General features: G+C 71.0%; 23 protein-coding genes, 1 tRNA gene and 1 pseudogene. 5 read left to right on the top strand and 20 right to left on the bottom strand.

The window, feature by feature from the left end:
• Positions 1-62 precede the first annotated feature (62 nt).
• A tRNA-Val gene (locus ACH492_RS24125) sits at positions 63-137 on the top strand.
• Between the two features lie 154 nt (positions 138-291).
• Here ACH492_RS24125 and ACH492_RS24120 read toward each other — a convergent pair.
• From ACH492_RS24120 to ACH492_RS24100, 5 genes and pseudogenes are all read right to left on the bottom strand, one after another.
• Positions 292-599, bottom strand: a pseudogene (locus ACH492_RS24120) (MFS transporter); the annotation flags it as partial.
• A 96-nt stretch (positions 600-695) separates the two neighbouring features.
• Positions 696-974, bottom strand: a complete 279-nt coding sequence (locus ACH492_RS24115) for a zf-TFIIB domain-containing protein (protein WP_398989731.1) — start codon at positions 972-974, stop codon at positions 696-698.
• A 68-nt stretch (positions 975-1042) separates the two neighbouring features.
• The gene (locus ACH492_RS24110) at positions 1043-2008 is read right to left on the bottom strand and encodes a phosphotransferase family protein (protein ID WP_398989730.1); all 966 of its coding nucleotides are present in this window, start codon (positions 2006-2008) and stop codon (positions 1043-1045) included.
• Positions 2009-2306: 298 nt separating this feature from the next.
• On the bottom strand, positions 2307-2513 hold the full coding sequence (locus tag ACH492_RS24105; RefSeq protein WP_356231938.1) for a hypothetical protein: 207 nt from the start codon (positions 2511-2513) through the stop codon (positions 2307-2309).
• A 188-nt stretch (positions 2514-2701) separates the two neighbouring features.
• Entirely contained in the window at positions 2702-2959 is a 258-nt protein-coding gene (locus ACH492_RS24100) for a hypothetical protein (RefSeq protein ID WP_215095562.1), read from the bottom strand.
• 233 nt (positions 2960-3192) lie between these two features.
• On the opposite strand from ACH492_RS24100, the gene ACH492_RS24095 reads away from it, so the two are divergent.
• Entirely contained in the window at positions 3193-4386 is a 1194-nt protein-coding gene (locus ACH492_RS24095) for a serine/threonine-protein kinase (RefSeq protein ID WP_398989729.1), read from the top strand.
• 12 nt (positions 4387-4398) lie between these two features.
• On the opposite strand, the gene ACH492_RS24090 is transcribed toward ACH492_RS24095, so the two are convergent.
• The 9 genes from ACH492_RS24090 to ACH492_RS24050 all read right to left on the bottom strand — a co-directional run bounded on the left by ACH492_RS24090 (position 4399) and on the right by ACH492_RS24050 (position 16090).
• Positions 4399-5217 carry a TrmH family RNA methyltransferase gene (locus ACH492_RS24090; protein ID WP_398989727.1) on the bottom strand — a complete coding sequence of 273 codons (819 nt, stop codon included), beginning with the start codon at positions 5215-5217 and terminating at the stop codon, positions 4399-4401.
• Between the two features lie 70 nt (positions 5218-5287).
• Complete coding sequence (gene cobA / locus ACH492_RS24085; RefSeq protein ID WP_398989725.1) at positions 5288-6526, bottom strand: uroporphyrinogen-III C-methyltransferase; 1239 nt, start codon at positions 6524-6526, stop codon at positions 5288-5290.
• Between the two features lie 150 nt (positions 6527-6676).
• Positions 6677-9892: a nicotinate-nucleotide--dimethylbenzimidazole phosphoribosyltransferase gene (gene cobT, locus ACH492_RS24080; RefSeq protein WP_398989723.1), complete on the bottom strand. Its 3216-nt coding sequence runs from the start codon at positions 9890-9892 to the stop codon at positions 6677-6679.
• A 333-nt stretch (positions 9893-10225) separates the two neighbouring features.
• Positions 10226-11458: a precorrin-6y C5,15-methyltransferase (decarboxylating) subunit CbiE gene (cbiE, locus tag ACH492_RS24075; protein ID WP_398989761.1), complete on the bottom strand. Its 1233-nt coding sequence runs from the start codon at positions 11456-11458 to the stop codon at positions 10226-10228.
• 103 nt (positions 11459-11561) lie between these two features.
• Positions 11562-12209, bottom strand: a complete 648-nt coding sequence (locus tag ACH492_RS24070) for a GNAT family N-acetyltransferase (RefSeq protein WP_398989721.1) — start codon at positions 12207-12209, stop codon at positions 11562-11564.
• A 147-nt stretch (positions 12210-12356) separates the two neighbouring features.
• Positions 12357-13220 carry a MetQ/NlpA family ABC transporter substrate-binding protein gene (locus tag ACH492_RS24065; RefSeq protein WP_398989718.1) on the bottom strand — a complete coding sequence of 288 codons (864 nt, stop codon included), beginning with the start codon at positions 13218-13220 and terminating at the stop codon, positions 12357-12359.
• 68 nt (positions 13221-13288) lie between these two features.
• Positions 13289-13960 (bottom strand): methionine ABC transporter permease, encoded by a 672-nt coding sequence (locus ACH492_RS24060; RefSeq protein ID WP_398989716.1) that lies wholly within the window; start codon positions 13958-13960, stop codon positions 13289-13291.
• Entirely contained in the window at positions 13957-15036 is a 1080-nt protein-coding gene (locus ACH492_RS24055) for a methionine ABC transporter ATP-binding protein (protein ID WP_398989714.1), read from the bottom strand. Before ACH492_RS24055 ends, ACH492_RS24060 begins: the two co-directional genes overlap by 4 nt.
• Before the next feature lie 406 nt (positions 15037-15442).
• Entirely contained in the window at positions 15443-16090 is a 648-nt protein-coding gene (locus ACH492_RS24050; protein ID WP_398989712.1) for an HAD-IA family hydrolase, read from the bottom strand.
• A gap of 72 nt (positions 16091-16162) precedes the next feature.
• Between ACH492_RS24050 and ACH492_RS24045 the strand changes: the two genes are divergently transcribed.
• Both ACH492_RS24045 and ACH492_RS24040 read left to right on the top strand, forming a co-directional pair.
• Positions 16163-16522 carry a hypothetical protein gene (locus ACH492_RS24045; protein WP_398989710.1) on the top strand — a complete coding sequence of 120 codons (360 nt, stop codon included), beginning with the start codon at positions 16163-16165 and terminating at the stop codon, positions 16520-16522.
• A gap of 2 nt (positions 16523-16524) precedes the next feature.
• On the top strand, positions 16525-16962 hold the full coding sequence (locus ACH492_RS24040) for a hypothetical protein (protein WP_398989708.1): 438 nt from the start codon (positions 16525-16527) through the stop codon (positions 16960-16962).
• Positions 16963-17218: 256 nt separating this feature from the next.
• Here the strand turns inward: ACH492_RS24040 and ACH492_RS24035 are convergent, their stop codons facing one another.
• The 3 genes from ACH492_RS24035 to ACH492_RS24025 form a co-directional block, all read right to left on the bottom strand.
• Complete coding sequence (locus ACH492_RS24035) at positions 17219-17743, bottom strand: GNAT family N-acetyltransferase (RefSeq protein WP_398989706.1); 525 nt, start codon at positions 17741-17743, stop codon at positions 17219-17221.
• A 36-nt stretch (positions 17744-17779) separates the two neighbouring features.
• Complete coding sequence (locus ACH492_RS24030; protein ID WP_398989704.1) at positions 17780-18310, bottom strand: sigma-70 family RNA polymerase sigma factor; 531 nt, start codon at positions 18308-18310, stop codon at positions 17780-17782.
• A gap of 119 nt (positions 18311-18429) precedes the next feature.
• Positions 18430-19587 (bottom strand): glycerophosphodiester phosphodiesterase, encoded by a 1158-nt coding sequence (locus ACH492_RS24025; RefSeq protein WP_398989702.1) that lies wholly within the window; start codon positions 19585-19587, stop codon positions 18430-18432.
• A gap of 231 nt (positions 19588-19818) precedes the next feature.
• Between ACH492_RS24025 and ACH492_RS24020 the strand changes: the two genes are divergently transcribed.
• Positions 19819-20508: a 1-acyl-sn-glycerol-3-phosphate acyltransferase gene (locus ACH492_RS24020; protein ID WP_307664577.1), complete on the top strand. Its 690-nt coding sequence runs from the start codon at positions 19819-19821 to the stop codon at positions 20506-20508.
• Positions 20509-20590: 82 nt separating this feature from the next.
• On the opposite strand, the gene ACH492_RS24015 is transcribed toward ACH492_RS24020, so the two are convergent.
• The 3 genes from ACH492_RS24015 to ACH492_RS24005 all read right to left on the bottom strand — a co-directional run bounded on the left by ACH492_RS24015 (position 20591) and on the right by ACH492_RS24005 (position 23660).
• Entirely contained in the window at positions 20591-22138 is a 1548-nt protein-coding gene (locus ACH492_RS24015; RefSeq protein ID WP_398989700.1) for an MFS transporter, read from the bottom strand.
• Entirely contained in the window at positions 22135-22686 is a 552-nt protein-coding gene (locus tag ACH492_RS24010) for a TetR/AcrR family transcriptional regulator (protein ID WP_398989698.1), read from the bottom strand. Before ACH492_RS24010 ends, ACH492_RS24015 begins: the two co-directional genes overlap by 4 nt.
• 140 nt (positions 22687-22826) lie before the next feature.
• Entirely contained in the window at positions 22827-23660 is an 834-nt protein-coding gene (locus ACH492_RS24005; RefSeq protein WP_398989696.1) for an alpha/beta fold hydrolase, read from the bottom strand.
• Between the last annotated feature and the right edge of the window lie 148 nt (positions 23661-23808).

Genomic DNA, 23808 nt, shown 5'->3' with positions numbered 1-23808 from the left:
CACGGACGTCCACGGATTTGCAGTGCAGGCCAGCGGCGTGTCAATATCTGTTCGCAAGCCCGGCGCGATTAGCTCAGCGGGAGAGCGCTTCCCTGACACGGAAGAGGTCACTGGTTCAATCCCAGTATCGCGCACCAGCCAGAACCCCCGGCCGCATCGACGGCCGGGGGTTCCGTCGTTGCCGGGGCCCGCCTCTCACCCCGTGAAGAGCTGAGTGGCCTTGCGGATCAACTCGTACAGGCCGAGCCGAACGGCACGGCGACCCAGAGCCAGACCGCGGCGCCGAGCGCCCTACGACTCCTGGTGCTGGGGCTGCTCATGGAGCGTCTCCTCCTGCCGTGACTCGTGGAAGCGGGGATGGACGGGGCGTACGAGCTCGTTGGCGACGAAGCCACCGCCAGCAGTCCGATCATGATGTACATCGAGGCGGCGTAGAGGCCGGGTCCGGTGCGGCCGGCCGACTCCTGGGTGTCGGCGACCCAGTTGACGATCAGCGGTCCGAGGACGTCGGCGGTGGACCAGGCGGTGGGCAGCCGGCCGTGGCTGGCCCCGACCTGGTGCGTGCCGAAGAGGTCTTTCAGATGGGCCGGGATGGTCGCGTGCAAGTTGTCCGTATGCACTACGGGCCCGGGGCGGAGTGCCCGGGCCCGCAGTGCGGTTTCAGGGGTGGTTCAGGTGGCGGTTCAGGAGAGGGTTCAGGAGGAGAAGAGCATCCGGCCGAAGCCCTTCTGGCGGTGGTGCCCGCCGTGGTGTCCGCCGTGATGCGGGGCGCCCCAGGCGGGCGCGGGGGCGGCCGGGTAGGCCTGCGGGGCGGCCGGCGGGGGCGGGGCCTGGGTCCACTGCGACTCGAGGCGGGTCAGGGACTCCAGCTCGCCGTAGTCGAGGAATATCCCCCGGCAGCCGCTGCACTGCTCGATCTGGACGCCGTTGCGGTTGTAGGTGTGCATCGCTGCATGGCACTTGGGACACTGCATGGTCTGCTCAGCTCCTCGCCGTTCGGTCGACGTCGCCGGGATGCATGCCCGGTGACGAGGAGTTCAGACTACGACCCAGGCTCGAACTCCAACTCGGCCGGGAGGGCCACGATTCGGGCGCAGGCGTCGATCACGGCCTCCTCGACGTCGTCCGGATCGCGGTGTTCCGCGGCGGATTTCGCCAGGGCGAGGGCGGCGGTCTGGATGGTCAGTGCGCGGGCGGGGACGTCGAGTTGGGGCCAGGGGTCGGCGTCTGCGCGGACCGCCGGGCCGTCTGCGGCTGTGTACGCCCCGAGGAACCGCTGCCAGATCTCTGGGGGCAGCAGACCGGCGGCGTACCAGGCGGCGGGGCGGGCCAGGTCCCAGACGGGGTCGCCGAGGCCGAGATCGTCGACGTCGATCAGCAGCCAGGGGCCGGCGGGGGCGGGGTGGCGGACGAGCTGGCCAAGGTGGAGGTCGCCGTGGCAGAGGGTGCTGTTGCGGGGCGACGGGGCCTCGTCGCGTGCCCAGGCGGGGAGCCGCTCCCAGGCACGCTGGACGGTGGCGGCCGCGGGGTGGTCCGCCGCCGCCGCGCGCATCCGCGCAAGGGCCCGGGCGGCCTTGGCGGGACCGCGCATGGGCGGGAGGGGGCCGGGGAGTTCGACGGGGTCGACGCGGTGGAGCCGGGCGAGCAGCGCCCCGGCGTCCTCCCAGGGGGCGGCGTCGGGGTCCGTGGGGTCCACGGGCACGCCGTACGGCCAGGCCGTGACGGGCCGGCCGCGGACATCCCGTACCCGGAGCGGGAGCGGTGGAAGCAGGATCCCGTCGAGGCGCGGGTGCGCGGCGACGGCGATGCGGGCGCGGTGTCCGTCCGGGTCGGTGCCGGGTGCGTGCGCCTTGGCGACGGCGTCCCCGTGCCGTACGACAGCGCCGTCGTCCCGGTCCGCGAGCACGGCCTCGTCCCGCCCACAGGCCCGGCAGGCGGGGCGCGGACCTGGCAGATGCGCGGCGTCGCGGGCGGCGTCGGCGAGCGCGCGTACGACGGATGCGGTCACGGTGTCCCCCGGGGGTGGTGCGGTCCGGCTGGGAGCGTACGCGGTGGGGCGGGGGGCTGTTTCCCCTACCCGCCCCTTCCCAAAACTGGAGGCTGACGCCCCCAGACCCGGCTTCGCAGCGCGGAACCCGCACACCAGGTCGCGCGGGCGAGGGCCGCGAGTGGAGGTGGGCAGCGCGATGGCCGGTCAGCTCCCCAGCTGACCGGCCAAACGCTGCCGTCCGCCGCACCCCCGTCCCCACGGGGTTGTTGGCCGGATGTCCCCGTCCCGGACCGCTCTTCCGGGACCGGGGCGCCGCTCAGCGCCCCAGCATCACGCCCACGGACGACGCTTGTGTGACCACCGCTTCCCAGCCGCCGAAGGCGACCACCAGCAGTGCCGCCAGAGGAAGGACCATGGCCGTCGCCACCAACGGGTGGCGCCTGCCTGACGGACGGCCGCCGAACGCGGCAAATGCCTTGCGTCCCTGCGTGCGGATGATGGTCCGCGATGCCGTGTCCGCCATGGTCCCTCTCCTGTTCGTATGGGCAGCGGCGGGTGTCTGACCTCGGGGGACGAGTGCTGCACCCGCCGCTTGACTTCAAGATTAGGGAAGCGACAAGGCCCGGTCGTCATGCCCGCGTACCGATTGCCGGGCCTCCCGGAGGATGAGCCGCCACCCAGCGGCGTACTCCCCTGGGTGGAGACGCCGGCCTAGGCCTTGGGGTCTTCCCGGAGGGGACGCTCCGAGGAGTCCTCACGCGGCACCGGCTGCTCGACCAGCGCCAGCACCCGGGTGGCCATGAAGCGGGCCGTCCGCACCACCCCGCCGCTGCGGGTGACTTCGCTCACTTCCACGACCCCTCTGCGCACCGCCGTCTCGACCCTGCGACCCGCCCGGCTGGCCACCACTTCGTACGTACGAGTCGTGTCTCCCGCATCCACGACTATCTCCACGCGGTCACCCTTCACTGATCCAATCCCCCTTCTGCGACGGACCTTTGAGATCTCGCACGGGCCCCGGGGCGACGGATCCGCCATCCCCTGACCACTCTTCAAGTTTCCCACCCGGCACTGACAATCGATCGGGCGGTGAGGGCGCGGCCTATGAGCACACCGGGGCGGGGGTACGTAAGCTGTGCCACGTCAAGCGGACGACCGTGGCAGCGGGGGTGGGGTCTCCCCACCGTAGGTAGGGGACGGACATGGCGATGATGCGGCTCCGGCGCGAGGATCCGCGTGTCGTCGGCTCGTTCAGGCTTCACCGGCGGCTCGGTGCGGGTGGCATGGGCGTCGTCTACCTGGGCTCCGACCGCCGCGGCCAGCGCGTCGCGCTGAAGGTGATCCGGCCGGATCTGGCCGAGGACCAGGAGTTCAGGTCGCGGTTCGCGCGCGAGGTGTCCGCCGCGCGGCGGATCCGCGGCGGCTGTACGGCACGGCTGGTGGCCGCCGATCTCGAGGCGGACCGCCCGTGGTTCGCCACCCAGTACGTCCCCGGTCCCTCCCTGCACGACAAGGTCGCCGAGGACGGCACCCTGCAGGCCGCCGAGGTGGCCGCGATCGGCGCTGCGCTCTCCGAGGGCCTGGTCGCGGTGCACGAGGCCGGTGTTGTGCACCGGGATCTGAAGCCGTCGAACATCCTCCTCTCCCCCAAGGGCCCCCGGATCATCGACTTCGGCATCGCCTGGGCGACCGGCGCGAGCACGCTGACGCATGTCGGCACTGCCGTGGGCTCGCCCGGTTTCCTCGCGCCGGAGCAGGTGCGCGGCGCTGCGGTGACCCCGGCCACGGACGTCTTCGCGCTGGGCGCGACGCTCGCGTACGCGGCGACGGCCGACTCGCCCTTCGGACACGGCAGTTCGGAGGTCATGCTGTACCGGGTGGTGCACGAGGAACCGCAGCTGTACGGGGTCCCGGACGCGCTGGCTCCGCTCGTCCGGGCCTGTCTGGCGAAGGACCCCGAGGAGCGCCCGAGCACGCTGCAACTGTCCATGCGACTCAAGGAGATCGCGGCACGGGAGGCCCAGGGGCTGTCTGAGACCCGGCCGCCGGCCCAGCGTGAGCGTATCGAGCAGGACCGTCCGACCTCGCGCTACACGGAGCGGACGGAACGCGCGGCACAGACGGAACGCACGGAGCGGACGGAGCGGCGTACGGCGGGCACGTCCGCGCCGCGCCCGCAGCCGTCGCGCACCGGCGGCACCCGCCCCCAGCCGCCGCGCAACACTTCCCGCAACACCTCCCGTACGAACGGCCGTCAGGGCACCAGGCCCGGCGTCCGCACGACGTCGACCGGCCGGCGGCCCGCCAACCCGCGGCTGCTGCGGCAGCGCATCATCGTCTTCTTCGTGGTGACGCTGATCGTGGCCCTGGGGATCGCGGCGGCCCAGCAGCTGTAGGCCGGCCGGGGCTCAGGACTGCGGGCGGCCCGTTGCCACCGCGTAGAACGCGACCGCGGCGGCGGCGCCCACATTGAGCGAGTCCACTCCGTGTGCCATCGGGATGCGCACCCACTCGTCGGCGGCGACGAGCGCCTGGGTGGAGAGCCCGTCGCCCTCCGCGCCGAGCATCAGCGCGACCCGGTCGAGCCGGTGCGGGGCCGCCTCGTCGATCGCGGCGGCCTTCTCGTCGGGGGTGAGGGCGAGCAGCTTGAAGCCCGCTTCCCGTACGGACTCCAGGCCTCTCGGCCACGATTCGAGGCGCGCGTACGGGACGGAGAAGACCGCGCCCATGGAGACCTTTACGGACCGGCGGTAGAGCGGGTCCGCGCAGTCCGGCGAGAGCAGCACCGCGTCCATGCCGAGGGCGGCGGCGCTGCGGAAGATCGCGCCGATGTTGGTGTGGTCGTTGACCGATTCCATGACGACCACGCGACGGGCCGACTGGAGGAGATCGTCGGCCGTCGGGAGGGGTTTGCGCTGCATGGAGGCGAGCGCGCCGCGGTGCACGTGGTAGCCGGTGACGCGTTCGGCGAGCTCGGGGCTCACCGCGTACACGGGGGCCGGGAGCTCGTCGATGACGTCGCGCATGACATCGACCCACTTGGCGGAGAGCAGCATCGACCGCATCTCGTAACCGGCGTCCTTGGCCCGTCGGATGACCTTTTCGCCCTCGGCGATGAACAGGCCTTCCGCGGGCTCGCGCTTGCGCCGCAGCTCGACGTCGGTCAGGCCCGTGTAGTCGCGCAGGCGCGGGTCGTCGGGATCCTCGACAGTGATGAGATCAGCCACAGGGTGATACTGCCTTCTCCGGGGTGCGGTGCCAACGGCTGGGCGGAGGTCTGTTACTGGCGGTTACGCGCTACGCGTTGCGCCGTGCGGACTGCGGGCCGACGGTGACGACTTCGCCGATCACGATGACCGCCGGCGGGCGTACGTCCTCGGCCCGCACCGTCTCTGCCACGGTCGCCAGGGTCGCGTCGACGCGACGCTGGGCCGCCGTGGTGCCCTCCTGGACCAGGGCCACCGGGGTCTCGGGGCTCTTGCCATGGGCGACGAGGGTCTGCGCGATCGCGCCGATCTTGTCGACGCCCATCAGGACGACGAGCGTGCCGCGCAGCCTCGCGAGGGATGCCCAGTCGACCAGCGAACGCTCGTCGTCGGGGGCTACATGGCCGCTGACCACCGTGAACTCGTGCGCGACACCGCGGTGGGTGACCGGGATGCCGACAGCGCCGGGGACGCTGATGGAACTGGAGATGCCGGGGACGACCGTGCACGGGATACCGGCCTCGGCGAGGGCTTCGGCTTCTTCCATGCCACGGCCGAAGACGAAGGGGTCGCCGCCCTTGAGGCGTACGACCGCCTTGCCCGCCCTCGCGTGCTCGATCAGGGCGTTGTTGATGGCCTCCTGGGCCATGTAGCGGCCGTACGGGATCTTCGCGGCGTCGATCACCTCGACGTGGGGCGGGAGTTCGTCGAGGAGGTCGCGCGGGCCGAGGCGGTCGGCGATGACGACGTCCGCCTCGGCGAGCAGGCGGCGGCCGCGGACGGTGATCAGGTCCGGATCGCCGGGACCGCCGCCGACGAGGGCGACGCCGGGAGTCCTGGTGCGGTGGTGGGGGGCGGCGAGCGAGCCGTCGCGCAGCCCCTCGACGATGGCGTCGCGCACGGCGGCGGAACGGCGGGGGTCGCGCCCGGTCAGCACCGCGACGGTCACGCCCTCGGACCGCCCGGTGGCCGGGGTCCAGGCGGTGGCGGCGCTCGCGTCGTCGGAGCGTACGCACCAGGTGCGGGTGCGCTCGGCCTCGGCCGAGGCGCGCTCGTTCGCCTCGACGTCGGGGGTGGCGATGAGGGCGTACCAGGCGTCGGCGAGGTCGCCCTCGGCGTACGGACGCCGCTCCCAGCGGATCTCGCCGGCCGAGGCCATCGCCTCGACGGAGGGGGTCGCGTCCGGTGACACGAGGACGATCTCGGCGCCGGCCGCGATGAGCGCGGGGAGCCGACGCTGGGCGACCTGGCCGCCGCCGAGTACGACGACGCGGCGTCCGGTCAGGCGGAGTCCGACGGGATAGGCGGGGTGCTCGGCATGCTCGGCCATGACGGTGCGGGCTCCTCGGGCGGGGTGATGCGTGTAGGGAGCCGCTGCGGCGGTGAAGCGGCTGGTGGGGCGGGGTGCGAAGTCCCGGCGCCCACCTTACGGGCCGGGGGCGTTGGGGGCACGGTGCCCCCTGCCCCCACCCCCGCCGCGTTACTTCTCGGTCACGCCCGCCGAGTCGAACGTCGCCACCTCGTGCATCGCTCTCGCCGCGCTCTGCACCACCGGCAGCGCCAGCAACGCACCCGTGCCCTCGCCCAGACGCAGGTCCAGGTCGACCAGCGGGCGCAGGCCCAGCTTGTTGAGGGCTGCCACATGGCCGGGCTCGGCGCTGCGGTGGCCCGCGATGCAGGCCGCCAGCGCCTCGGGGGCGATCGCACGGGCGACCAGCGCGGCCGCGCCCGCCGAGACGCCGTCCAGCACCACCGGCGTACGCAGCGACGCGCCACCGAGGATGAAGCCGACCAGCGCCGCGTGCTCCAGGCCGCCGACCGCGGACAGGACACCGACGGGGTCCGCCGGGTCCGGCGCGTGAAGCTGCAGCGCACGGCGCACCACGTCGACCTTGCGCGCGTGCATCTCGTCGTTGATGCCCGTGCCGCGACCCGTGATCTCACCCGGGTCGATGCCGGTGTAGACGGCGATCAGGGCCGCCGAGACCGTCGTGTTCGCGATGCCCATCTCACCGGTGAGCAGCGCCTTGTTGCCTGCCGCCACCAAGTCCCGCGCAGTCTCGATGCCGACCTCGACCGCTGAGAGGACCTCTTCGCGAGTCAGCGCGGGGCCGGTCGTGAAGTCCGCCGTACCCGGCCGGACCTTGCGCGGCAGCAGACCGGGCGTGGCGGGCAGGTCCCCGGCCACACCCACGTCGATCACGCAGACCTCCGCGCCCACCTGTGTGGCGAACGCGTTGCAGACAGCGCCACCGCCGAGGAAGTTGGCCACCATCTGGGCAGTCACCTCCTGCGGCCACGCCGTGACCCCCTGCGCGTGCACCCCGTGGTCGCCCGCGAAGATCGCGACCGCGGCCGGCTCAGGGATCGGCGGCGGGCACAGCCGGGACAGGCCGCTCAGCTGCGCGGAGATGATCTCCAGCATGCCGAGCGCGCCCGCCGGCTTGGTCATCCGTTTCTGCCGCTCCCACGCCTCGCCGAGCGCCTTCGCGTCCAGCGGGCGGATGTTGGAGACGGTCTCCTGGAGCAGATCGTGCGGCTCCTCGCCGGGCAGCGCGCGGCGGCCGTACGTCTCCTCGTGGACGACCCACGACAGCGGGCGGCGCTTGGACCAGCCCGCCTGCATCAGCTCGGGCTCCTCGGGGAACTCGTCGACGTAACCCACGCAGAGATACGCCACGGCCTCGAGGTGCTCCGGCAGCCCCAGCGCGCGCACCATCTCGCGCTCGTCGAAGAAGCTGACCCAGCCGACGCCGAGGCCTTCGGCGCGGGCGGCGAGCCACAGGTTCTCGACGGCGAGCGCGGAGGAGTACGGGGCCATCTGCGGCTGGGTGTGCCGACCCAGCGTGTGGCGGCCTCCCCGCGTCGGGTCGGCGGTGACCACGATGTTCACCGGGGTGTCGAGGATCGCCTCGATCTTCAGTTCCTTGAACTGCTTCGCCCGGCCCTTCGGCAGCGACTTGGCGTACGCCTCGCGCTGACGCTGTGCGAGCTCGTGCATCGTGCGCCGGGTCTCGGCGGAGCGGATGACGACGAAGTCCCAGGGCTGCGAGTGGCCGACGCTCGGCGCGGTGTGGGCGGCCTCAAGGACACGGAGCAGCACGTCGTGCGGGATGGGGTCGCTGCGGAAGCCGTTGCGGATGTCCCGGCGCTCGCGCATGACGCGGAGTACGGCTTCGCGCTCGGCGTCGTTGTAACCGGGTGCCGGCGCGCCGTCGACCGCGAGCGGCTCGGGCGCGGGCTCCGGTTCGGGTGCCGGAACGGACTCTTCGGCCACGACGACCTCCTCGGCGACCTCAACGACCTCGGCGACGACTTCGGCGACCTCGGCGATTTCAGGAGCCGCGACTGGCTCTGCCTCGGCAGCGGGCTCGGCGGTGGGCTCCGCGAGCAGTTCCGCACCGCCGTCGCGTGGCGCGGGCAGGGACACGGGGACGACCGCCTCAGGCGCGGGCTCGGGCACGAACGCCTCGGGCTCGGGCTCGGCGACCGCTTCCGCAACGTCCTGTACGGGCTCGGGCTCGGGCTCGGGCACCGCTTCGGGCTCCGGCTGGGCTTCCGGCTCGGGCTCGACCATCACGGCGACCGGCGTCGGCGCCAGGTGGGGCGCGGCGGGGAGCAATCCCTCGACGGGTACGAACTGTTCGGCAGCCGAAGGCTCCGGCTGCGGCTCTGGTTCCGGCTGCGGCTCGGGTGCCGGGGCAGGGGCCTCGGCGACCTCCGGAGTGACTGGCGCGGCAGGTGTGACTGGAGCGACGGGCGCGGCCTCTGGGACGACCGTTTCTGCTGGTACCGGAGGCGGCGTATGGGACTGCGGAGGCTGCGGGTCCCAGGGAGCCCCGGCCTGCGGCGGGATCTCGCCCAGCTGCGGACCCGGCAGCACGGCGCCCGCCTCGTCGCGCGGAATGTCGAGGTACTCCAGACCCGCCGTGGGCGGCCCGGAAGTGTGCACGGACATGGCGTGCGGCGGCGTCCCCGCCGGACCACGGTCGGCGAGAGAGCGCACCACGCCGCCCGTGCTGTCGGGCATCGGCGGGCCCATGTGCAGCGGGCGTCGCGCGGGCGGAGGCGTCGGCGTGGCCGATGAGGGCGGGACGCGTACGGCACTGAGGTCGACGGAGCCGGAGTCACGGCCCCCGGCCTCGTGCACGCCGGACCCGTTCGCGTCGTGGACGGGCACGACCGGCTCGGCGACGGGCTCTTGCGCCGGAGCGAACTGCTCCTGCGCGAAGGCGGGTGCGGCGAGATCCGGAGCCGCGAACTCCGAGGCGACGGGCGCCTGGACCTGCGCCTGGACCTGCACGGGCACCTCGACATGAGGCTCGGAGGCAAAGGGCTCGGACCCGTGGTACTCAGAAACGACGTGCTCAGAAACGAGATGCTGAGGAACGAGGTGCTCAGCAGCGACGTGCTCCGGACCGGGCGTCTGAGCCACCGGCACCGGCATCGCCACCGGAGCCTGACCGCCGGCCCCCAGCCCCACCGGGCCCTGCTGGACAGGCTGTACGGGCTGCGCCGACTGCGGGTCGCTCCACGCCCCCTGAGCCCCCGGCATCAGCAGCAGATCGTCTTCTTCCGGACCGTTCTCGGAGGGTTCGAGGAAGGTGTACGCGCCCGGAGCGGGGATGCCCGGCTGCTCCACCATGCCTGCGTTCTCCGGCAGCCCCTCGCCCGGGATCTGGCCGGTGTCAGTCATGCGTACCCCTCGCCCATCGCTTGTGCTCCTTCGCCCATCGCCCGGGACATCCGATCGCGGCACACCTGACGCCCGTCAACAAGAACGAGCGTGTGCGCCGAGCGGCACGATGACCCACGGACCCCAAGCATTCTCGCGGCCGTTCGCCGCCGCGGCAGGGAGATCCGCCACGGTCCGCTGTGGGCTGCGCCACGTTGCGCTTCCCCCGGTTCCGACGTACCACATACGGGAGCCAAAGCGCCCCCTTTTTCCGGACATTGACGAACGAAGCGACGAACGACCGGGTGCGGTACAACGATCGGCCAGCCTACCCCGCGCCGCGCGGCGGCAGGGTCAGGGGGCGCGGTCCAAGCGCCTGCCGGAGAGCAGAAAGACGACAGAACGCTCCCGCTCCGCCCAGTCCGCGGTGTCCAGTTCCACGGACTGCAGCAGTGCGCACTCCACCGCGTATCCGCCCGCGGCCAGCGCCGCGCCGATCGCCTCGGCCTCGTCCCGGGTCGAGGCATGGGTCACGATGCGCTGCGGGCGCCGGTCGGCGCAAGCGGTCACAACCGGCACTCCCCCGCCCCCGATCCGTACGACATCCGGTTCGGGCAGCCGCTCCAGAACATGCGGCGCCCGGCCCTGGACGACCTGGAGCTGGACTGCCGAGTGCCGGGCCGTGGCATCGGTGCGAGCGCAGGCGGACGGGTCGGCGTCGACTGCGATGACCGCGGCGCCGAAGCGGGCCGCCTCCGCCGCGAGCGCGCCGCTGCCGGAGCCGATGTCCCACACCAGGTCGCCGATGCGGGGGCCCAGACGAGCCAGCTGGGCGGCGCGCAGCTGCACCGACTCACCCTCGCCGAGGCCTTCTCCGTACGACTGTCCGTACGCCTGGGAGGGCAGCGCCCAGCCGCGCACCGCCGGCGGGTAGCCGGGTTCGTGGCCCGCGATCCAGCCCCCACCGGGCACCGCAGGGGTTCCCGCGCCGCCGATGACGATGACGACATTCGGGTCGCGCCAGGCGTGGTCGGCGGCCTTGTCGGAGGTAATGACGGTGACCTGCTCACGGTCGGTGCCGAGTTCCTCGCAGATGACGAAGGTCCGGTGCACGCCTTCCAGAAGCAGCGCGAGCTCGGCGGGACCGGCGCCCGGGGAGGTGAGGACAGCGACCTTGGGGTGCGCCCGGCACACATTGACGGCGCGGCGCAGCGTACGGCGGTGGGCGACGACGATCTGGGCGTCGTCCCACGGCATCGCCGCCCTGGCGAAGGCGGTGGCGACGGACGAGACGGCGGGCACGACCTCGACCTCCAGGCCGTGCTCCGGGGCGCGCAGGGTGCGTACGACGCCGAAGAAGCCGGGGTCGCCGTCGGCGAGGACGACGGCGCTGCCACGGTGGCTCGCGATCCGCCGGGCGGCGAGGTCGACGCTGCCGAGCCGGATGCGCTCGGCGCCCTTGGGCACCTCGGGGAGGGCCAGGTGGTGGGCCGCTCCTGCCACCAGGGTGGCGGCGGAAAGGGCGGACCTGGCCGCAGCGGTGAGCGGCGATCCGTCCCAGCCGATCACCGTGACCCGGTCGGCCATCGTTGTCAGTCCCTTGGTGTCGTCGCAGGTCGGGGCAGCCCGCACGGGTGCAGACAGGGTGAGAGTACCTGGCTCGGCGGTGGTCGGTCCTGACCGGCTTCCGTCAGTTCCAGTCGGTGAAGGAGGCGTAGCCCGCCTCCGCCATCTGGTCGGCGACGCCCTCGAGGTCCTCGGGCAGCAGGCTCCAGACGATCAGATCGGTGCGGATGTCGGCCCAGCCGCCGTCCTCCGTCTGCGTACGCGCTATCCAGGCGTTGCGCAGCACGCCCTCGCTGATGCAGCCGATCTTCTGTGCGACCTGCTGGGAGGCGGTGTTGTCGGCGGCCGTGCGCAGTTCCAGGCGCTCGAACCTCTGGTCGCGGAACAGCCACTGGGCCACGGCCAGCACCGATTCGGTGGCGTAGCCCTCGCCGCGCGCCCAGGGGGCGGTGACATACGCGACCTCGGCGGCGAGCGTGCGCCAGTTGGTGTTCTGCAGATGGACGGTGCCGACGAGCCGCTGGGTGAGGAACTCAGTGACGGCCAGAACGATTCCACGGCCTTCGGAGCGCTCTGCAGGAGCGATCCTGCGGACCCATTCCCCGGCGTGGGCGGCGGTGTACGGGTGCGGCACCGAGGTCCAGGCGGTCACCTGTTCGTCGTTCATCATCTCGGTGTGCGCCGGGATGTCGGCTTCTTCGAAGGGGCGCAGCACCAACCGCTCCGTGCTGATGGACACGTCCGGGAAGGTGGTAGTCATGCGCAGCTCCATGCCGAAGACCGTCGTAAGGGTCGTAGCCGTAAAGGCACAGCATGCAGCATCGGGTGGGGGATGTGCATGGCCGGGTGGGCCCGCGACGAGGCCCCACGCGCCGGAACGCGGTGCGCGGGGCCTCGTTCAAAGGCCTTGCGGCGAGCGCTACTTGACGGCGCCGAAGGCCGCGACGATGGAGCCGGCGTACTTGTCGTCGATGAACTTCTTCACCTCGGGGGAGTTGAGGAGCTTCGCGAGCTTCTCCACGCGGGCATCCTTCTCGTTGCCCTCCTTGACGGCGAGGAAGTTGGCGTACGGGTTGCCGTCGGCCTTCTCCAGCGCCAGGGAGTCCTGGGCGGGCTCGAGGCCGGCCTCGATGGCGTAGTTGCCGTTGATGACCGCGGCGTCGACGTCGTTCAGGGCGCGGGGCAGCGTGGCGGCCTCCAGCTCCTTGAACTTCAGGCCCTTGCTGTCCTTGATGTCGGAGAGCTTGGCGTCGGTGCCGGCGCCGTCCTTGAGGGTGATCAGGCCGTTGTCGGCGAGCAGCTTGAGCGCGCGGCCCTCGTTGGTGGTGTCGTTCGGGACGGCGATGGTCTGGCCGGCCTTGATCTCCTTGATGTCCTTGGACTTCTTGGAGTAGAGGCCCAGGGGCTCCAGGTGGACGTTGACGACCGGGACGATGTGGGTCTTGTTCTTCTTGTTGAAGTCGTCGAGGTACGGCTTGTGCTGGAAGAAGTTGGCGTCGACCTGGCCGCTCTCGGTGGCGGTGTTCGGCAGGACGTAGTCCGTGAACTCCTTGACCTCGAGGTTCAGTCCTGCCTTCTTCGCCAGGTTGTCCTTGATGTAGCCCAGGATGTCGGCGTGCGGTGTCGGGGACGCGGCGACGACCAGCGCCTTGGACTCGTCGGCCTTGGCGCCGGAGTCGGACTTGGCGGCCGGGTCGGACGCGGTGCCGCAGGCGGTGAGGCCGAGGGAGAGAGCGGCGGCGGCAGCGGCGGCGGCCGCGGTGAGCTTGATGTTCTTACGCACGAAGAGTGCCTCTTTCTGGTGGAGCGGAACGGCGCCCGGACAAGGAGTGCGGGCTGTGCGGGATGAGGTCAGGAGGCGGTACGGCCCCGGCGCGCCAGGAGTCGTACGACGCCGTCACCGATGAGCTGCACGGCGGTGACGAGGGCGATCAGGATGACGACCGTGACGAGCATGAACTGGGTCTCGAAGCGCTGGAATCCGTAGGTGACGGCCTTGGATCCGAGCCCCTCGCCGCCGACCGCGCCGGCCATCGCCGAGTAGCCGACGAGCACGATCACGGTGGTGGTGACGGCGGAGACGAGCGAGGGCAGGGCCTGCGGCAGCAGCACCTTGCGGACGATCGTCGGGATGGAGCCGCCCATCGACTGGACGGCCTCGACCAGTCCGTGGTCGACCTCGCGGATCGCCGTCTCGACGAGTCGCGCGAAGAACGGAATGGCGCCGACGGCGAGCGGCACGATCATCGCGGTGGGACCGATGAAGGTGCCGACGACCAGCGTGGTGAAGGGGATCAGCGCGATCAGCAGGATGATGAACGGCAGCGAGCGGCCGATGTTCACGATCACGCCGACGACCTTGTTCACCGGGGTGTTCTGCAGCAGTCCGCCCTTGTCGGTGAGGACGAGCAGCACACCGAGAGGCAGTCCGCCGGCGACGGTGACGAGGGTGGACCACAGCACCATGTAGAGGGTGTCGACAGTGCCCTGGCTCAGCAGCGGCTGCATCTCCGACCAGGTCACTTGGCACCTTCCTTGACCAGTGCGGGGCCGCCCTGCGCGGGGAGGGCAACCGGCTCGGCGGGGGCCTCGGCGTCAGCGTCGACGACATCGACCTGGAGGCCCTGCTCGCGCAGGAAGCCGACCGGGACGACGTTGTCCTCGTACCGGCCCGGGAGTTCAATGCGCATCCGGCCGATCTGCTTGCCGGCGACGGTGTCCATCGCGGCACCCAGGATCGAGATGTCGATGTTGTACGTGCGCGAGAGCTGGGAGATCACCGGCTGGGTGGCGGTCTCGCCGTGGAAGGTGACGTCGATGACCGTGCTCTCGGGTCCTGAGGCCTCGCCGTCCACCGGGAACAGCTCCCGTGCCAGTTCGGAGCCGGGGGTCGCGAGCAGTTCGCTCACCGTGCCGGATTCGATGATCTTCCCCTTCTTCATCAGGGCTGCCGAGTCGCAGATCGTCTTGACGACGTCCATCTCGTGCGTGATCAGCAGAACGGTCAGTCCGAGCTGCTGGTTGAGGTCGCGGAGCAGTTGGAGGATCGAGCGGGTGGTCTCGGGGTCCAGGGCGCTGGTCGCCTCGTCGGAGAGCAGCACCTTGGGGTCGCCGGCGAGCGCCCGGGCGATGCCGACGCGCTGCTTCTGGCCACCGGAGAGCTGCCCGGGGTACGCCTTGGCCTTGTCGGCGAGGCCCACCAGGTCGAGGAGTTCCAGGGCCTTGCGCGAGCGCTCGGCGCCCGGGATCCCGAGGATCTCCAGGGGCAGTTCGACGTTGTCCTTGACTGTGCGGGAGGACAGCAGGTTGAAGTGCTGGAAGACCATTCCGATGCGGCTGCGTGCCTCGCGCAGTTCCTTGGTGGCGCGCCGGCCACGGCCGGCCAGCGCGGTGAGGTCCTGGCCGGCCACCGTCACGGTGCCGGAGGTCGGGCGCTCCAGCAGATTGACGCAGCGGATGAGCGAGGACTTTCCGGCGCCGCTCTGACCGATGACTCCGAAGACCTCGCCCTCACGGACGTGCAGGTCGACACCGTCCAGGGCGGTGACCTGGCGGCCTCGCGACTCATAGACCTTGGTAAGGCCCGTAGTGGTGATCACAGGGGGTTTCCGTCACTGTCGAGTGCACGGCGGGGTGTCCGCCGGGCACGGGGCATTCAGGTTCGGACAGTCGGGCGCGGCACGGCTGACTCGGCTGGTGGCCGGTGGGCAACGTGCTCGGGGCATGCTCGGTCCGACGCGGTCCTGACGGTGCATCGGATTCGGCTCGGCTGTCGGGTCTCGCTTCGGGGCGCGAGTCCCCCAACCTTCGGCCGGGGGTCCACAGGCAGGGGCCCTCAGATGGCGCACATTCGACACATACAACGAGCACCGGGCGTCGTGATCGCCTCGGTCGCAAGGGTGCGGCTGCTCATCGTGGTCATGGCGGCAAGTAAAACAGACAGGAGTACGGAGCGATCACGACTGTCCGAATATCGGACGGATCTGACGCGCCATGTGGACAGGCTCAGCCGGCCGTGACGATCTCCACTCCCGCGCCCGTGGCCTGCACGGACACGGCCGAGAGGTCATGGACGACCACATCGGCGAGCAGCTCGGAGGGCTCGTGCGTTGTGGCCAAGGCCACGGTTCGCATGCCCGCGGCGCGCCCTGCGGCCAGCCCCGCCGGGGCGTCCTCGAAGACCACACAGCGCGCCGGGTCCACGCCGAGCGTCCGCGCCCCGAGCAGGAAGGGCTCCGGGTCGGGCTTACCGTGTGTGATGTCGTCGGCGGCGATCAGGTTCTTGGGCCGGATGCCGACCTCTTCGAGCCGGGCCTCGGCCAGCCGCCGGGTCGCGGAGGTGACCACGGCCCAGCGGTCGGCGGGCAGCTGCGCCAGCAGTTCGGCGGTGCCCGGCAGCAGGACGACTCCCCCGGGCACGTCCTCGACCTCGAGCTGTTCGATACGGGCCACCGCTTCGGGCACCACGTCCGCGGGCAGCAGATCGGCGGCTATCTCGGCGGCGGGGCGGCCGTGCAGCTCGACACGGGCGAAGTCCTCCGCCGCGATTCCGTACTCCTGCGCCCACCTGGTCCAGCAGCGGTGGACGGACTCCAGCGAGGAGATGAGGGTTCCGTCGTTGTCGAACAGCAGCGCTTCGGCGTGGATCTTCATGGTCGTCGACCCTACGGGCCCCGCACGGGGCCGCGCGCATCAGGCCTTTTGGCCCGTAATACGCTCGGGGCCATGCTTGACGCCCTGACGGTCGCGGTCGCCGTGACCGCGCTCGCCCTCGCCGCCTGGTGCGGCTTCGCCGCCTATCGCGACCAGCCCACCAAGGACTGGCACTTCATCGGCATAGCCGTGGTGTCGGTACTGGCGCTTGCGCAGCTGGTGGTCGGGATCGTGCAGCTGGCGCGCGGTGAGAAGGCGCACGAGGGCACCGCGATCTTCATCGCATATCTGATCGGCTCGTTCGCCGCGGTCCCGGCGGCAGGCTTTCTCTCGCTGGCCGAGCGGACCCGCTGGGGGTCGGCAACGGTCGCTGCGGGCGCCGTGGTTCTCGCCGTGCTCGAAGTGCGGCTCTACGACATCTGGGGAGGCTGACGATGGCCGAGTCCGCCACCGAGGAGCAGGACCACAAGCACCGGACCAAGCTGGTGCAGGGACCCGGACTCCTGCTGGTCTGGCTGTACGGGGTGATGTCCGTCGGCGCCGTCTCCCGCTCGGTCTACCAGATCCTCACCGACTACGGCTCGGCGCCGCTGGCCCACACACTCTCCGCTGTGGCGGCCGTGGTGTACGCGTTCATCACGTACACCCTCGTACGCGGCGGGGAGACGGCCCGCAGGGCGGCGCTGGTGTGCTGCGCCGCCGAGCTCGCGGGCGTACTGATCGTCGGGACCTGGACGGTTGTCGAGCCGTCCGCCTTCCCGGACTCGACGGTCTGGTCGGGGTACGGGATGGGCTACATCTTCATCCCGGTGCTGCTGCCGGTCACCGGAATGCTCTGGCTGCGCAGGTCCCGGCAGGGCCAGGGCGCGTAGGGCGTGTTTTAGAAGTCCCTCCCCCCAGAGCTTCGCCTGGGAGGTGCCCCCAGCCCCGCGACGCCTGGCACGCACTCCCCCAGCCACCGCTGGGAGGTGCCCCCACGCGATGTTGTCTCAGTCGCCCAAGTACGCCCAGTACGAGGGCGATCTCCCCCGGACTTCGTCCGGGGGTGCCCCCACCGCCTTGCGACTGCACGCACCAGACGCCGCAGGCCCGCCCTGCGGGCGGACGGCGCTACTTCCAAAACACGCCCTAGGCGACATACTCCCCCAGACTCCGTCCGGGAGGTGCCCCCAGTGCCGACGCCTCCTTCTCCAGCGTGACCAGTGTGAGTTTCGGGCCGACCTGCTCGCTGGCCACCGGCACATAGCCGCGGCTGCGGTACAGCTGCAGATTGCTCTCGCTGCGGTGCCCGGTGAAGAGCTGGAACCGCTTGGCGCCAGGCTCCCCCGCGAAGCGCTCCTCGATCGCGTCGAGCAGCCGCCCGCCCAGGCCATGGCGCTGCATCCGCGGATGCACGATCAGCTTGGCGATCCGGGCCGTGCCGCCCTCGTCGACCCTGGCGCGCACGGAGGCGACCACCTCGTCGCCGAGCCTGGCCACCAAGGCGTGGCCCTGGGCTATTTCGGCCCGCAGATCCTCGAGTGACTGGGTGAGGGGCTCGATTCCGTAGTCGCCGTAGAGCTCGGCCTCGGTCTGGTAGCACAGATACTGCAGTTTGAAGATGTGCTCCGCGTCGTGTGCTCTTGCCGCTGAGATGGTCACGCTCATGCCCATGTGCGCATGCCTCCCGCTCACCTGTCCGCCGGTTGTCTACCGCTCCTTTCCCCCGAGTTCAGGAGCCGCAACCTCTGCCGTCAGCATTCTGCGCAGGCATCCCAGGCAGCGGGAACGCATCGGCCCCAGACTCCCTTGTGAGATTCCCAACTCTCCTGCGATTTGTCGGTAGGTGGGGTCGTCGGGGGACAGTATCGCGGTCAGCAGCCGGGGGCAGTTCCCTGGGGTGCGGGCGACCGCTGCCCGAAGGACGCGGCGCCGCTCGGACCTCAGCGCGGCCCGTTCGGGGCTGCCTGCCGGGTCCGGAGGGTCCTGGCCGTACGGGAGTTCCCGGGCGGCCGTGCGACGGGCGCGGCGGGCTTCCGCGCGTACGGCCGACTTGACCCAGCGGGCGGCGTCCGGCGGCAGACCCTCCCCGCCGAGCCGCTCGAGGAGCCGTACCCAGACGGCCTGTTCGAGGTCACGGGCCTCCATCGCGGCGGCCGGCGCCTCCGCCTTCGCCTCTGCGCTCACCAGCGAGCGCAGCGCGCTGACCACATGGGCGGCGGTTTCGTGGCGAAGGGTCATGCCCTGCGGGACGTGCTGCCGCGCGGCAGCGGTTGCCGCGCGGCAGCACACTCACCCGTACGGACGGTCGGGCGCCGTCAGCCGTCAGCCGTCAGCCGTCAGCCGTCAGCCGTCAGCCGTCAGCCGCGGAAGTCTGCGGCGGCGAGCAGCCCGGTGTCGGCGTTGTCGGTGAAGATGCCGTCGATGCCGGTCTCGAAGTAGACCTTGAACGCGCCGAAGACGTCGCCGTACGCGTTCGGGTCGGTGCCGCGCCGGAAGTCGGCGGGCAGGAAGGCGTTCTCGTTGCGCATCGTGTACGGGTGCAGGATCAGGCCCTTTGCGTGGGCGTCCCGTACCAGCGTCGTCGGCGTACCGAGCTTGCCGCTCGCGTCCTTGGGGATGATCAGGTCGAGGACGGGCCCGATGCCCTGGGCGAAGCCCGCGATCCACTTCAGGCCCTCGGGCTTGACCAGATCGGCGACCGTGCGCGGGTCACCGGCCTCGCGGAAGTCCCATGGGCGGTCGTCCGCGGTCCAGAGCAGGACGACACGCGGCGAGGAGACGAGCTTGGCCATCCGCTCCATGCTGCTCGGCTCGAACGACTGGAGGAAGACCGGGGAGTCGTGGCGGTCGCGTCCGTACCGGCGCAGCAGCTTGGCCAGCCGCTCCTCGAGACCGAGCCCGAGCTTGCGGAAGTACGTGGGGTGCTTGGTCTCGACATGGAGCCAGACGGGACGGCCGCGCCGGCGGCCCTCCTTCTCCGCCCAGCGCAGCACCTCCTCGAAGGTGGGCACGGCCCAGCGGCCGTCGTAGAGGGTGTTCTCCTGACGGGTGCCGGGTATCCGCTCCTTGGCGCGCAGCGTCTTGAGCTCGGCGAGCGTGAAGTCCTCGGTGAACCAGCCCGTGAGGCTGACGCCGTCGACGGACTTGGTGGTCTTGCGGGAGGCGAACTCCGGGTGCGCGGCGACATCCGTGGTACCCGTGATGTCGTTCTCGTGACGGCATACGAGATGGCCGTCCTTGGTGGGCACCAGGTCCTGCTCGATGACGTGCGCGCCCATGTCGAGGGCCAGCTGGTAGGAGCCGATGGTGTGCTCGGGCCGGTAGCCGCTGGCGCCGCGGTGGGCGATGACGGTCGGACGGGGCAGATCCCGGTAGGAGGATCCGTGGCCGCCCTGGCGCTCGCCTGCCTCCGCGCGCGCCGCGGTGGCGCCGCCGACGCCGAGAGCGGCCGTGCCGAGCACCGCCGCTCCTAGTACCGTCCGGCGCCCCGGACTTGTGTCAGCACCCTGTGTCATCGACTTTCCTCCGTCTGTCCCGCGTGTGATGTCCCGCACCTGTCCAGCGACGCCCGATGCTAGGCGGCAACGCCTTACCTACGGCAGACCCTGGGCGAACTCAGCGAAAACACACGTCAACACTGGGTATCCGCTCCGTGAACCCGATGTGCGATCAGGTTGACCCACGAGTATCGTCCTCACCTGCAGAGACTTAGCCTGCCGCCACCGTCCGCCCCCACGACACCGTCCATGACACCGGAGGACCCGTTGTCCCGCTTGTCGCTCATCAAGGCAGTGCTCGGCCCGATCCTGCGCCTGATGTTCCGCCCCCGCGTGGAAGGTGCCGAGAACATTCCCGGGACCGGTCCAGTCATCCTCGCCGGAAACCACCTGACGTTCATCGACTCCATGATCATGCCGCTGGTGTGCGCCCGTCCGGTCTACTTCATCGGCAAGGACGAGTACGTCACGGGCAAGGGCTTCAAGGGCCGGCTGATGGCCTGGTTCTTCACCGGCTGCGGCATGATCCCGGTGGACCGCGACGGCGCCAACGGCGGTGTGGCCGCGCTGATGACGGGCCGCCGGGTGCTGGAGGAGGGCAAGATCTTCGGCATCTACCCGGAGGGCACCCGCTCCCCCGACGGCCGGCTCTACCGCGGCCGTACGGGCATCGCCCGGCTGACGCTGATGACCGGCGCGCCGGTGGTCCCGTTCGCGGTGATCGGCACGGACAAGCTCCAGCCGGGCGGGGCGGGACTGCCGCGGCCGGGCCGGGTGACGGTCCGCTTCGGCGAGCCGATGGAGTTCTCGCGCTACGAGGGGATGGACCGCGACCGCTATGTGCTGCGGGCGGTGACGGACTCGGTGATGGCGGAGGTCATGGAGCTGTCTGGGCAGGAGTACGTGGACATGTACGCGACCAAGGCAAAGGCGGCCTGACCGCCGCGGGGGCGTTGTCGGCGTGAAGGGCGGGCCCCGGTCGGGGTCCGCCCTTTCGTGTGCGGTGCGAGGACTTTCGGCCTTACGGGTGTTCGAGGCCGTCCTCGAGTTGCTGACCGCGCAGCAGGAACCACGCCGCCACCGCGGTGGCCAGGAGTACCGCCGCGCCGATGCCGGACGCGAGACGCAGGCCGTCCGTGAACGACTCCTGTGCGGCGGCCATCAGATCGGCGGCCTGCCGGCGCGGCAGCGTCGTCGCCGCCTCGACCGCGCCGCCGAGCGACTCGTGGGCCGCCGACGCCGTCCCCGCCGGGACACCCGCCGGGGCCGTGAACCCGCGGTACACGCCGGTGACGATGGAGCCGAGCAGCGCGATACCGAGCGCCGCGCCCAGTTCGTACGCCGTCTCCGAGACCGCGGACGCGGCGCCCGCCTGCTCCTTCGGAACGCTCGACAAAATGACGTCCGCGGTGACGGTGAAGGAGAATCCGGCGCCGACACCGACGACCAGCAGGGCCGCGCCGAGCAGTGGATAGCCGGTGGACTGGTCGAGCAGGGTCAGCACGGCGAGGGCGAGTCCGACGGCGGCGAGACCGCCGGCCACCACGGACCGTACGGAGAACCGGCGGGCGACGGTGCCCGCGATCAGACCGGTGGCCACCGCGCCGATCGCGGCGGGCAGTTCGGCAAGACCCGCCTCCAACGGCCCCCGGCCCTGGACCAGTTGTAGGAACTGGGAGAGGAAGAAGACCAGGCCGGACAGGCCGAGGATGGTGAGCAGGTCGGCGAGAACGGCGGCGGAGAAGCCGCGGTGCCGGAACAGCCGCATGTCGAGAAGCGGTGTCGGCAGCGTCAACTGCCTGCGTACGAAGCCGTACAGCGCACCGAGACCTATCGCCGCCGCGACGCCGGCCTCCCAGCTCGCGCCGTGTGTCGCCGCCTCCTTGACGGCGTAGACCACACCGACCATGCCGACGAGGGACAGCACGACGCTGATCAGGTCCCAGGGGCCGGCCACCGGGTTCTTCGACTCCGGCAGCAGCCTGACGCCGACGAGCACCAGGACGGCCATGACGGGCAGGTTGATCAGGAAGACCGAGCCCCACCAGAAGTGCTCCAGCAGGAACCCGCCGACGACCGGCCCGACGGCCGCGCCGGCCGAGGCCATCGCACCCCAGATGCCGATGGCGAGGCTGCGCTCCTTGGGGTCGTGGAAGATGTTGCGGATCAGCGCGAGGGTGGACGGCATCAGAGTCGCGCCGGCGACGCCGAGCAGCGCCCTGGCCAGAATCATCATCTCGGGGCTGGTGGCGTACGCGTTCAGGACAGAGACCGCGCCGAACGCGACAGACCCGAGCAGCAGCAGCCTCTTGCGGCCGATGCGGTCGCCGAGGCTGCCCATGGAGACGAGCAGGCCCGCGATGACGAATGAGTAGACGTCACCGATCCACAGCAGCTGGGTACCCGAGGGCTCGAGGTCCTCGCTGAGGAAGGGGGTGGCGAGGCCGAGGACCGTGGCGTCGACGGCCACCAGGAGGACGGCCAGGACGAGTACCGCGAGCGCGAGCCAGCGCCCGGGGCGGTATACGGTTTCGTCCGTCCCGCTCGTGCGCTGGAGGGTGCTGCTCATTTCTCCACACTCCGTCGTGCTCCGCCGAGCAGTAGCTCGGCGATCATGTACTGGAAGTCGTTCTTGGCGACCCGGCCGTCCATGACGGCCCAGGCGCAGGTGCCGATGAGGCCGTAGAGAGCCTCGGTCAGCCATGCGGGCGTCAGGTCGATCCGGAACTCGCCCTGTTCCTGGCCACGCCGGAAGAGCGCGGATACCCGGGCATCGAGCCTGGCCCAGCCCTCGTTGACCTGCTCGCCCTCGAAGAGCTGGTTCTCGGTGACGAGAAAGGCCAGCAGATCGGCCACGGGCTCCATCTCGGCGATGAGCCGCCGCAGCCCGTCACCGGCCCCACCCTCCTCGAGCCGCGCCCGGTCGAGAGCGGCCTCGAACTCCTGGATACCGAGCGCTTCCAAGGCTTTGACGAGGGCGTCCCGCCCGGCGAAGTGCCGATGAAGGGTGGCCCGCCCGATGCCTGCGGCCCGGGCGACCTCGTCCATGGTGGCGGTGGACTTACGGGCGAGCAGGGCGGCGGCTTCGTGCAGCACGTGTGTCCGGTCGACAGGCATGAGACGACTATACCCCGAATGAGACATCTCTGTCTCATCTGGGGCTTGAATGTCTCAAGGCGGCGCTCGTACAGAATACCGAAAGCCGCCTGACCGGCGATAAAGCTCTTCCGGTCAGGCGGCTGAAGGTCAGCCGGAGATCAGCCGACGGGCAGACACTCGGGCCGGAACCCCGGGTCGGCGGGCCCGGACCGTCCCAGGGCATTGAGCACCCACTGGGCGACGACCGCATCCTTGGGAGCCTGGTCGTGCTCCGAGGTGTTGACCGGACAGGCGTCCTGGAGCAGCACGTTGGTGACGTACCGGTCGGAGCCCGTGAGATACGCGCTGGTGTACGGCAGCACGACCTCGTCGTACCGAGTCGCGATCTGGGTGTAGTCGGGGCCGGCCGGAGCCTCGGGGTCGGCGTTGAGCTTCGTCAGCAGCGGGGAGCCCGCAGTCTGGTCCACACAGGCCGGGCAGACGGTGGCACCGGCTGCTAGCGCCAGCGGGTTGCTGGTGCCGTGGTTGGACGGCACGATGCCGACCAGATCGTCGACCTTTGTCGCACCACCGAGGAACTTCACGTAGTAGCGCGGCATCATGCCGCCCTGGCTGTGGCCGACGAAGTCGACCTTCTTGGCGCCCGTTCGACTGCGCACGGTGTCGGCGAAGTCGCGCAACTGTGCCGCCGAGTCGGGGATCGGGGCGGTGGCCGCCTCCCCGTAGTCGAACGCGAAGACGCAGTAGCCCTCGGCGGCCAGCTTCGGCGAGAGCGTGGCCCAGTTCTCCGCCATCGTCTTGAAAGTGCCGTTGACCAGGATGACCGGCTGCGGATGCGCCGCGTCCGGCTTGCAGGTCCAGTCGTTCGCACCGGGCGGGGCGACGGCAGTGTCCGCGGCCGAGGCGGATCCGGATGCGGCGAGCCCCGCGGCGCCGAGAACCGCCACCGCGGCGGCGGAGACCAGCGGGCGGATGAGGGTGCGTAGACGCATGACGTGGGGGCCTTTCCGTGCACCGGTCGACGCGGAAGCGTTCGGCAATGCCGACCGGGATACGGAATATTTGCTTCCGAGTTACTTGCACGTCAAGACTCGCGCCGTCGGCAAATGTCACACCGGCCAGGACGTATGCCCTGGCCGG

Origin of the sequence: Streptomyces sp. NPDC019443 (assembly GCF_044389785.1) — a bacterium.
Lineage (GTDB): Bacteria > Actinomycetota > Actinomycetes > Streptomycetales > Streptomycetaceae > Streptomyces.
The sequence above is the reverse complement of the archived record's forward strand: the minus strand, read 5'-3'. Positions and strand labels throughout refer to the sequence as shown.

Bases quoted from the DNA above. Each gene is read 5' to 3' on its own strand.
- ACH492_RS24115 (WP_398989731.1), bottom strand. From the start codon at position 974: ATGCAGTGTCCCAAGTGCCATGCAGCGATGCACACCTACAACCGCAAC.
- ACH492_RS24020 (WP_307664577.1), top strand. From the start codon at position 19,819: ATGACACCGGAGGACCCGTTGTCCCGCTTGTCGCTCATCAAGGCAGTG.
- cobT (WP_398989723.1), bottom strand. From the start codon at position 9,892: ATGACTGACACCGGCCAGATCCCGGGCGAGGGGCTGCCGGAGAACGCA.
- ACH492_RS24035 (WP_398989706.1), bottom strand. From the start codon at position 17,743: ATGGGCATGAGCGTGACCATCTCAGCGGCAAGAGCACACGACGCGGAG.
- ACH492_RS24015 (WP_398989700.1), bottom strand. From the start codon at position 22,138: ATGAGCAGCACCCTCCAGCGCACGAGCGGGACGGACGAAACCGTATAC.
- ACH492_RS24010 (WP_398989698.1), bottom strand. From the start codon at position 22,686: ATGCCTGTCGACCGGACACACGTGCTGCACGAAGCCGCCGCCCTGCTC.
- ACH492_RS24040 (WP_398989708.1), top strand. From the start codon at position 16,525: ATGGCCGAGTCCGCCACCGAGGAGCAGGACCACAAGCACCGGACCAAG.
- cbiE (WP_398989761.1), bottom strand. From the start codon at position 11,458: ATGGCCGACCGGGTCACGGTGATCGGCTGGGACGGATCGCCGCTCACC.
- ACH492_RS24005 (WP_398989696.1), bottom strand. From the start codon at position 23,660: ATGCGTCTACGCACCCTCATCCGCCCGCTGGTCTCCGCCGCCGCGGTG.
- ACH492_RS24030 (WP_398989704.1), bottom strand. From the start codon at position 18,310: ATGACCCTTCGCCACGAAACCGCCGCCCATGTGGTCAGCGCGCTGCGC.
- ACH492_RS24105 (WP_356231938.1), bottom strand. From the start codon at position 2,513: ATGGCGGACACGGCATCGCGGACCATCATCCGCACGCAGGGACGCAAG.
- ACH492_RS24045 (WP_398989710.1), top strand. From the start codon at position 16,163: ATGCTTGACGCCCTGACGGTCGCGGTCGCCGTGACCGCGCTCGCCCTC.
- ACH492_RS24025 (WP_398989702.1), bottom strand. From the start codon at position 19,587: ATGACACAGGGTGCTGACACAAGTCCGGGGCGCCGGACGGTACTAGGA.
- ACH492_RS24095 (WP_398989729.1), top strand. From the start codon at position 3,193: ATGGCGATGATGCGGCTCCGGCGCGAGGATCCGCGTGTCGTCGGCTCG.
- ACH492_RS24070 (WP_398989721.1), bottom strand. From the start codon at position 12,209: ATGGAGCTGCGCATGACTACCACCTTCCCGGACGTGTCCATCAGCACG.
- cobA (WP_398989725.1), bottom strand. From the start codon at position 6,526: ATGGCCGAGCATGCCGAGCACCCCGCCTATCCCGTCGGACTCCGCCTG.
- ACH492_RS24050 (WP_398989712.1), bottom strand. From the start codon at position 16,090: ATGAAGATCCACGCCGAAGCGCTGCTGTTCGACAACGACGGAACCCTC.